This is a genomic window from Streptacidiphilus carbonis, from assembly GCF_000787775.1.
GTDB lineage: Bacteria > Actinomycetota > Actinomycetes > Streptomycetales > Streptomycetaceae > Streptacidiphilus > Streptacidiphilus carbonis.
On record NZ_BBPM01000027.1, the window covers coordinates 62,567 to 71,451 of the forward strand.

Here is an 8,885-nt window from a genome sequence, read left to right on the forward strand (position 1 = left end):
CCGCCGACCCCCCCCACCCCGCCGTACCGACGCACCCCGCCGAGCAGACGCACCGCGCCGCGCCGCCGGAAGACCCGGCGGCCGCCCCGATCACCAGGAGTGCAGTTCGAGCACGTGGCTGATCCGCTCCCACCGCTCGGTCTTGAACGCGTCCGGATGGCCGTCCCCCAGGCTGCGGTCGCGGCTGAACTTCATCAGCGCGTCGTCGTGCAGCCGGTCGGCCTCGGCCTTCTCGCCGAGCGCCAGCAGGGTCACCGACAGGTTCGACTGGCAGGCCAGCGAGTCCGGGTGCTCCTCGCCCAGCAGCTCCCCCAGCCGGCGCAGCGCGGAACGCTCGCTCGTCTCCACCGCGCGGAGGTCCGGATCCGCCTGCTCGGCCCGGGCATTGGCCCAGTTGACCTCCGCGCACAGGGTGAACGGGTGCTTGTCGCCGAGGACCCGGCGCAGCTCCCGGGTGATCTTCTCCCCGATGGCGATGGACCGTCGCAGATTCTGCTCGGGGGCACCGGGCGAGCGCAGGTAGACCGCGACATTGTCCAGGCAGGCAAGGGAGTTGGGGTGGTCCTCACCGAGCAGGCTGATGAACCGTCCGGCGATGTCGTCGGCCAGCCGCAGGGCCTCCGGGTACCTGCCGGCGATCCACTCGTCGGCGGCCAGGTTGAGTCCGCAGGTCCAGGTGTCGGGATGGTCCGCGCCGTAGCGCTCCAGATAGCGGGCGTAGGTGTCGCTGGTCAGCGCCGCAGCCTCGTCGAACCGGCCCATCAGCCGCCGTGAGACGGCCAGGCTGCGGGCCGTCCTCAGGGTGTCCGGGTAGTCGTCGCCGCGCTGCTTTCGGTAGGTGTCGAGCAGCCGCTCCAGGTCGACCGCCGCCTCCCGCAGCTCCCCGCTGTCCCGCTTGTCCCGCGCCAGGTAGAGCTGGGAGGCCAGGGTGCGCTCGTGGTTGGGCCCGAGGATCAGACGCCGGGTGCGCTCATTGCTCTCGTCGTGCTCCTGCGCCTTCTTGGAGTTGCCGATCAGCCGGTAGTCGATGGCCAGGTTGTGCGAGGTGGTCAGCACGTGCCGGTCCTCGTCGCCGAACTGGGACCGCAGGCTCTCGTAGGTCTTCAGGTCCCGGTCCAACGCCTCCTGGTACCTGCCCATGGCCCGCAGGCCCGCCGCCATCCCGCGGGCCGACAGCAGGGTGCTGAGGTTCTCCGCGCCGAGGAGCCGCTCCTGGCTCCGCCAGGTCCGCTCGTCCAGGTCGAGGGAGGCCTCGTACTCGCCCAGGTCGCGCAGGATGTTGGCGCGCAGGGTGCGCAGCGCCAGCGTCTGCTCGTGCTCCTCGCCCAGCAGCCGGCTCCACACCACGTCGATGCGGTCCGCCTCGACCCGTCCGGCGAGCAGGGAACCGCTGCGCCACAGCAGCCGGACCTGATCGAGCATCAACTGCCGTACCTCGTAGTGCTCCGACTGCTCGGCCTGGCAGGAGGCGAGGTGCGAGCGGATGCGCTCGAACCCGGGCCGGTTCTCCGGGTCCTCCACCTCGCCGCCGAGCGGGCGCTGTCCCACCAGGATCTGCTGCACCTCGTCGCGGACCTCCACCTGCTCCTCCGCCGACATCTGCGACCTGAGCAGGAACTGGAGTACCCGGTGCACCTGGACGGTGTCCTTGCGGCCGTCCACCTTGGCGAGCGACAGCCTGCGGACCGCGTTGAGCACCTGCCCGAGCAGCACCGGGCTGGATCGCAGCCTGCTGTCGTGCCGCGCCAGTGCCCTCAGCATCTCCGGGCTCTTGTAGACCAGGGCCTGCGAGAAGGGGTCGGGCCCGAGGAACACCGACATCTGCAGCAGCCGCTTGCCGGACGGCCAGGCCTGCTCCAGCTGGTCCAGGGAGGCGGCGAAGGTCACCTTGATCGGCTGCGGGTAGTCCTTGGGCGGCGCCTCGCCGAACATGTCCTCCGGATAGCTCTCCAAGCGCTCCATATAGGTGCCCACGGACATGTTGGTCAGTTCCAGGTAGGCCGCCGCGTGCTCCACCGCCAGCGGCAGGTCGCCCAGGGCCTGGGCCAGCCGGGCCGCGACCTGCGGCTCGAGCCAGTCGATCCGGCGGCAGAGGTGGGCGATGCTCTCGGCCCGGGTGAACACGTCCACCTCCAGCTCGGTGGCCACCCGGTTCCAGACCTGGTTGCGCGAGGTGATGATCACATGGCCGTCGCCGCCGGGCAGGAACTCCTTGAGGCTGTCGGGGTCCTCGGCGTTGTCGAAGATCAGCAGCCAGCGCTCGTACGGGGCGCCCTGGCCCAGCGCGGTGAGCACGGCCCTGACCGCCTCGCTGTCGCTGAGGCTGCCGCGCAGGTCCAGCCGCTCGGCCAGGGCCACCAGCTCGTTGAGGACGGCGGACGGGCGCTCGGCCGGGATCCACCAGACCACGTCGTAGTCGGGGAGGTAGCGGTAGGCGTACTCGCGGGCGAGCTGTGACTTCCCGACGCCGCCCAGTCCGAACAGCACCTGCGCACCGCCGTGCCGCAGGTCGCCGGCCGGCTCGATCAGCCTGCGCCGCAGCTTGCCCAGCTCCTCGGCCCGGCCGGTGAAGTCCGTGTTGCGGCTCTGCAGGCTGACGATCCCGGTGCGCAGCCCCGGGTAGCGGGGCGCCTCCGGGGCGTTGACCGCGTTCATGGCCTGGTTGACGGTGTCGTCGTCCCCGCCGAGATGGCGGATCAGCTGCTCGGCGGCGCGGGCCCCGTTCAACGAGGGCGACGACAGGTCCAGCGGCGCGCTGTGCCCGGAGGGGGCGCCTGGCTGCACCATCCCCAGCCGCAGCGCCACGGTGCGCGGCGCCGGCGCTGTGAGCGCGCTGGTCCTGACCGGGCCCCAGACCTCCTCGGCCCGCGCGGTGCGCATGAAGTGACGGGTCAGCAGCGGCATGCTGACCAGCTCGGGTCCGGCAGCGCCGTTGCCGGCGGCGCCGTTCCCGTTCCCTGGGCCGCCGGGACCGCCGGGGCCACCTGGGCCACCTGGGCCACCGGGGCTCCCGGACCCGCCGGGGACGGCGGCGGGGTCGGCCGAGCGCCCGTCCGCGTCGGCCTCCAGGTCGATCCGCAGCGGCGTCGCACCGAATCCGGACTTGTCCAGGACGTAGTGGACCCAGTCGACCCACATCTGGTCCTCGATCGCGTACCAGAGCTGGAAGGCGGAGTCGCCGCGCCCGGTGACGTCCTTGCGGGCGAACCTGGCGACCGTCTCCTGCCGCAGTTGCTCCGGCACCTGGGGCATCCGGGTGACCTCGCCCCGGGTCAGCTCCGCGACCAACCGCTCGGTGGCGGCCAGTACGCTGCTGGGCAGCCCGGCCTCGTCGCCGAAGGTGGCGAGCATCTCCTCGTAGGCGTAGAAGGCCCGGTAGGGGATCTCCACCGAGCCCCAGTACTGCGCCGGGCTGACGGTGTGGACCCGCGCGGGCAGGCCGCGGAAGCGCTGCCGGGCGACCGCGCGCCCCCGTTCGGCACGGTCCTTCTCGCCCTCGTCGATCCGCATCGGCACCGGCAGGATGCGGATGCTGCGCTCGGGGTAGCCGTCGCCGAACCGCTCGCTGATGAGCTTGGCGACGCCGGCCGCGCCGTCGATGCTCTGGTCGCTGAGGGTGAAGCACACCACCAGGTCGTCGGGCAGGTGCTGGGTACAGATCATCGACGAGTCGCTGAGCCCGGTGCGGCTGTCCACCAGGGTGTAGTCGTAGCTCGCGCGCATCTCGTCGCGCAGCGCGTCCAGGAAGGCGCCGCCCTCGTAGCCCTGGTAGAACTCGTCCCAGTTGAGGCCGTTGAGAATGGTCGAGTAGTTGTTGTCCTGCTTGCCCGCCGAGATGAAGTCGATCCCGCCGCCGCCGGGGAACTCCCAGCTGAGGCTGATGGCATGGAGCGGGACCGCCGCGCGGCCGCTCTCCTCGGCCCGCTGCGGATGGGGGTCGTGGATGGCCCGGTCCAGGTAGTCGTTGATCATGTTGACCACCCCGCCCGTGGTCCTGAGCACGTTGTGGTCCAGGAAGGGGTGGAAGAAGCGGAACAGCCCCGGCGCCTCCAGGTCCCAGTCGACGGTGAGCACCCGTTTGCCGTTCGCCGCCAGGATCCAGGCCGCGTTGGCGAGCGTCATCGTGCGCCCGGTGCCGCCCTTGTAGGAGTAGAACGTCACCACGCGCCCGTCGCGGCGGTCGTCGTCGCCCTGTGCTGTGTCCATCGTCACGGACCTTTCGGCTGCGTTGTTCATCGATCCTGGGTGGGGCGGGCGCCGGGCCGCTCAGCGGCGCCGGATGAAGGAGGCCTTGCGCGCCTGTTCCACGGCCTGCGGCAGCAGCGCGGCGAAGGCGGCGGAGTCGGGTATCCCCCGGCGCAGCGGTTCGTAGTCGGGTTTGGGGCGGCCGACCGCGCGGTCCAGCGTCTCCAGGGTCAGCTGCTGCAGCGCGGTCCCGTTCCCGTGGTCGCGGGCGCCCGGCAGGCGGCGGTCCCAGGGGACCATCACCGCCACGGGGTGCCGCTGCCTGCGGTCGGGGTTCAGCAGGAGCTCGCGCAGGCGCGGGTTGAGCAGCGCCCAGCGGTCCAGCAGCAGTAGTCGCGGGCCCTCCGGCCGGCGGCCCGCCGCCCCGTCCTCGGCCGCCTCCTCGAAGGACTCCACCGCGGTGACGTGGATGTTCCAGCTCAGCGCCAGCCTGGCGGCGAACTCACCCGCAGGCAGGGCCGAGTCCGCGCCGTACGGACGCCAGTCGGTGGGCCGCTCGCCGTAGCGGGACGGATCGCAGCCCGGGGGCAGCGGGTCGGTGCTCGCGAGGGCGAGCACCTGGATCCGCAGCGTGCGCTCCAGCGGATGGCCCGGCCAGGGCTGCGGCCGGGGCTCCAGGGCGTCCAGGTGCCCGGCACTGAGGACCACGCGCTCGGCGGAGCTCCGCACCGCCTCGGCGGTCCACTGGACCCCGTACCGGTACTGCTCGGTCATCCGGGTCTTGGCCAGCGAGGCCCGGAGGCCGTCCTCGCCGAAGCGCTGGGCCAGCGCCCTGCGGTCCAGTCCGACCCCGGCCGGGGAGTCCGACCACAGCCGCTCCCACAGCACCGGCACCAAGGCCTCCCCCGGACTGCCCCGCAGGGCCCCGCGCCGGTGGAAGGCCACCCATTCGTTGTGGCACTCGAGGTCGGTGAAGTAGTCCGGCGAGCAGAGCGCCACCAGCGAGCGGCACCGGGCCAGTGCGCCGGCCCGGCGTTCCTGCCGTCCGGTCTCGCTGCCGCCGGGCAGGTCGAGGAAGCCGTGCGCCTCCGGGTCCACGCCGCCGACCCGGCGCAGTAACGCCTCGGTGAGGTCCGCGTAGAAGGCGGTGGCCCAGCTGTCGACGACGGGCGCTCCGTGCGCATGCGCGTAACTCAGGTAGAACCAGGGGGCGTTGCCGCCGGGGTGCGCCGGGGTCCGCGGGCTGCGAGTGGCGGCGTCGCTCATGGGGCGGCCCATCCCTTCCCTCACTCCGGTTCCGCGGCCGGTTCGGGCCCTTCGTCGTGCCAGATCTGCACACCCTGGTAGTTCGGCTGCAGCCGGTGCGCCTTGAAGGCGTTGGGGGCGGACTCGATTTTCACCAGCCTGCCCGACTCGATGGCGGTGTGCTCCATCAACTCGCATATTCGGGTGGCGATGTGGTTGACCGCCACCCGGTAGTCGGTGCCGCCCCTGCGGCTGAGGGCCAGCAGGCCGTCCCGGGCGTAGGAGTGCGGCAGGTGGCGGTTGGTGTACTGGAGCCGCTTGGCGACCGGGTGCATGCCGCCGGACATGGGTACCCAGACCACCGGGACCAGCGGGAACTCGTCCTGTTTGAGCGGGGCGCTGACCACCACCTTGCGCTGGGTGAAGACCCACCACTCCTTGCCGCACCAGTCGCTCTCGAAGAACGGCGCCGAGGTCAGCGCGACCAGCACCCGGCAGTTCGCGAGGTAGTAGGACAGCCGCCGCTGCCACAGCACGCCCAGCGGCATCTCCTGGTCGAATCCGGCCGACTCGGCGTCCTTCAGGTCCGCGGAGATGAAGCCGACCTCTTGGTGGAGGTCGTCGAAGAGCTGCTTGACCGGCTCCAGATCCGCCGCGGTGCCCCGGGTGGGCCGTGCGTAACTGAGCATGAAGGGCGGGGCCTTGCGCGGGTCCGGCGCGCCCCCGCCGCGGATGTACCCCAAGCCGTCGGTCTGCTTCGGCACCTGTGCCCTCCGCCCGTCACACCGACCGAACACTCCGTCAAGAACGGTCTGATGCAACGGTAACGCCAAGGACTGACACTCTGTGCCCGGCTTGCTTGCACAACACGACCACTTGGGGCCGGATCAACTGCCCACCGGCTCAGCCGATCAGATGGAGGACTGGAACGCCGCCACCTCGACCCGCTGCTGCGGCACCCCGCGCAGGACCCGGCTCATTCTCGGGGAGCCCGTGACGACCCGTTCGGCGAGCCGCCCTATCGGCACCCGTGCGGAAGCGTCCGCTGCGGCTGCGGCCTCCGGCCGCCGAGCAGAGTGGATTGCGCTCATCAGGACCAGCCTTTGCGAGTTGGATGTCCCTACTCCGGTGCGCCTGCGGCAGTTCCCTTGCTTGTTCTCCCCCACGGAGACCGTCCCAGCGCGGAGTTCCTCAAGGCGCATGTCCATTCCCGACCAGGGTCACCGGCGCCGGGGAAGCCCGCAAGACCCCCTGCGCCCCCTGGACCGGATACGCACGGAATCTCCAGGCATCTGGCCGAGAAGCAGCGCGCCGGGCGCGGGGCCGGGCGTCAGGGCCGGGCGTCAGGGGCAGAGCCGCTCGACCCGCCAGCCCTCCGGGCCGGCCTGGTAGCGCAGCCGGTCGTGCATGCGGTTGTCGCGGCCCTGCCAGAACTCGACGGCGAGCGGGGCGATCCGGTAGCCGCCCCAGAACGGCGGGACCGGGACGCCCTCGCCCTCCGGATAGCGGGCGGCCAGGTCGGCGTAGCGCTGCTCCAGCTCCGCGCGGGAGGCGACCGGGCGGGACTGCTCGCTGGCCCAGGCCCCGAGCTGGGAGCCGTGCGGGCGGCTGCGGAAGTAGGCCGCGGTCTCGTCCCGGCCGACCCGCTCGGCCCGGCCGGTGACGATCACCTGGCGGGACAGCGGGTGCCAGGGGAAGAGCAGCGCGACCCTGGGGTTGGCGTCGATCTCGGCCCCCTTGCGGGAGCTGTAGTTGGTGTAGAAGACGAAGCCGCGCCGGTCGTACCCCTTCAGCAGCACGGTTCTCGCACTCGGCTGGCCGTCCGGGCCCGAGGTGGTGACCACCATGGCGTTGGGCTCGTCGAGACCGGCCTTCACCGCGTCGGCGAACCAGTGGTCGAACTGGTCCATCGGCTCCCCGGCCAGGTCGGACTCGTCGAGGCCGACGGCGAGGTACTGGCGGCGCATCGCCGCGACATCCTGTGGCTGCACGCCGACATCATCCCCCACGTGCGCACCGGCACTCCTTCACCAGTACAAAATCTCGATGTCGAGAGATAAGGTGTCCGGGCGCCGGGTGATTCATATCCTCCTACGGGGCATTTCCGTCGTGGGCCCTGGCGCAATGCACCCAGTGCCTGCCACCCTGACACTGCGTGCCACATGCTCGCAGCCGTACTGCCGCGCAACCGCGTGGAAGCACCGTCACCGCAGCCGACGACTCGGCCACACCAGAGTCACCGACGTCGATCGATCCAGAGGAGCCGCCTGATGTCCGATTTCGTACCCGGACTCGAGGGAGTCATTGCGTTCGAGACGGAGATCGCCGAACCCGACAAGGAGGGCGGCTCGCTCCGCTACCGCGGGGTCGACATCGAGGAGCTCGTCGGCCACGTGTCCTTCGGGAACACCTGGGGCCTGCTCGTCGACGGCAAGTTCAACCCCGGCCTGCCCGCCGCCGAACCGTTCCCGCTGCCGATCCACTCCGGTGACATCCGCGTCGACGTCCAGTCCGCGCTCGCCATGCTCGCCCCGGCTTGGGGCCTCAAACCGCTGCTGGACATCAGCCCCGAGCAGGCCCGCGACGACCTCGCCCGGGCCGCCGTGATGGCCCTCTCCTACGTGGCCCAGTCCGCGCGCGGCCAGGGCCTGCCGATGGTCCCGCAGAGCGAGATCGACAAGGCCGAGACCATCGTCGAGCGCTTCATGATCCGCTGGCGCGGCGAGCCCGACCCCAAGCACGTCAAGGCCATCGACGCCTACTGGACCTCGGCCGCCGAGCACGGCATGAACGCCTCCACCTTCACCGCCCGCGTCATCGCCTCCACCGGCGCGGACGTCGCCGCGGCGCTGTCCGGCGCGGTCGGCGCGATGTCGGGCCCGCTGCACGGCGGGGCGCCCTCGCGGGTGCTCGGCATGATCGAGGAGATCGAGCGCACCGGCGACGCCACCGCCTGGGTCAAGGGCGCCCTCGACAAGGGCGAGCGGCTGATGGGCTTCGGCCACCGGGTGTACCGGGCCGAGGACCCGCGCGCCCGCGTGCTGCGCCGCACCGCGATGGAGCTGGGCGCTCCCCGCTACGAGGTGGCCGCGGCGCTGGAGAAGGCCGCGCTGGAGGAGCTGCACGCCCGCCGCCCCGACCGCGTCCTGGCCACCAACGTGGAGTTCTGGGCCGCGATCATCCTGGACTTCGCCGAGGTCCCCGCGCACATGTTCACCTCCATGTTCACCTGCGCCCGCACGGCGGGCTGGAGCGCGCACATCCTGGAGCAGAAGCGCACCGGCCGCCTGGTGCGGCCGGCCGCACGCTACGTCGGGCCGGCTTCGCGCAGCCCGCGCGAGGTCGAGGGGTTCGACGACATCGCCCGCTAGCGGCCCCTTCGGGGCGGTTGGTTTCCGCAGTGCCGGGACCTTCCCGCCGTAGCTGGTCGCTCGCGCAGTTCCCCGCGCCCCTGG

6 protein-coding genes are annotated in these 8,885 nt (G+C 71.8%); 1 reads left to right on the plus strand and 5 read right to left on the minus strand.

Annotated elements, in window-relative coordinates; translation table 11 throughout:
• Nucleotides 1-90: 90 nt before the first annotated feature.
• The 5 genes from fxsT to pdxH all read right to left on the minus strand — a co-directional run bounded on the left by fxsT (nt 91) and on the right by pdxH (nt 7,439).
• Nucleotides 91-4,206, minus strand: coding sequence for an FxSxx-COOH system tetratricopeptide repeat protein (gene fxsT / locus TR46_RS21535; RefSeq protein WP_042403759.1), 4,116 nt, complete (start codon nt 4,204-4,206; stop codon nt 91-93).
• 60 nt (nt 4,207-4,266) lie between these two features.
• Nucleotides 4,267-5,451 carry an FxsC protein gene (gene fsxC / locus TR46_RS21540; protein ID WP_042403761.1) on the minus strand — a complete coding sequence of 395 codons (1,185 nt, stop codon included), beginning with the start codon at nt 5,449-5,451 and terminating at the stop codon, nt 4,267-4,269.
• A gap of 20 nt (nt 5,452-5,471) precedes the next feature.
• A complete protein-coding gene (locus TR46_RS41255; protein ID WP_052432985.1) occupies nt 5,472-6,194 on the minus strand; it encodes a toll/interleukin-1 receptor domain-containing protein in 723 nt (240 codons plus the stop codon).
• A gap of 147 nt (nt 6,195-6,341) precedes the next feature.
• Nucleotides 6,342-6,521, minus strand: coding sequence for a hypothetical protein (locus TR46_RS41260; protein WP_152626602.1), 180 nt, complete (start codon nt 6,519-6,521; stop codon nt 6,342-6,344).
• 252 nt (nt 6,522-6,773) lie between these two features.
• A complete protein-coding gene (pdxH, locus tag TR46_RS21550) occupies nt 6,774-7,439 on the minus strand; it encodes a pyridoxamine 5'-phosphate oxidase (protein WP_269084268.1) in 666 nt (221 codons plus the stop codon).
• A 261-nt stretch (nt 7,440-7,700) separates the two neighbouring features.
• Here pdxH and TR46_RS21555 point away from each other — a divergent pair, with 261 nt between their 5' ends.
• Entirely contained in the window at nt 7,701-8,801 is a 1,101-nt protein-coding gene (locus TR46_RS21555; RefSeq protein ID WP_042403767.1) for a citrate synthase 2, read from the plus strand.
• Nucleotides 8,802-8,885 lie beyond the last annotated feature (84 nt).

Excerpts from the sequence above, each read along its gene's own strand:
- fsxC (WP_042403761.1), bottom strand. The coding sequence starts at position 5,451 with ATGAGCGACGCCGCCACTCGCAGCCCGCGGACCCCGGCGCACCCCGGC.
- fxsT (WP_042403759.1), bottom strand. The coding sequence starts at position 4,206 with ATGGACACAGCACAGGGCGACGACGACCGCCGCGACGGGCGCGTGGTG.
- TR46_RS21555 (WP_042403767.1), top strand. The coding sequence starts at position 7,701 with ATGTCCGATTTCGTACCCGGACTCGAGGGAGTCATTGCGTTCGAGACG.
- TR46_RS41260 (WP_152626602.1), bottom strand. The coding sequence starts at position 6,521 with ATGAGCGCAATCCACTCTGCTCGGCGGCCGGAGGCCGCAGCCGCAGCG.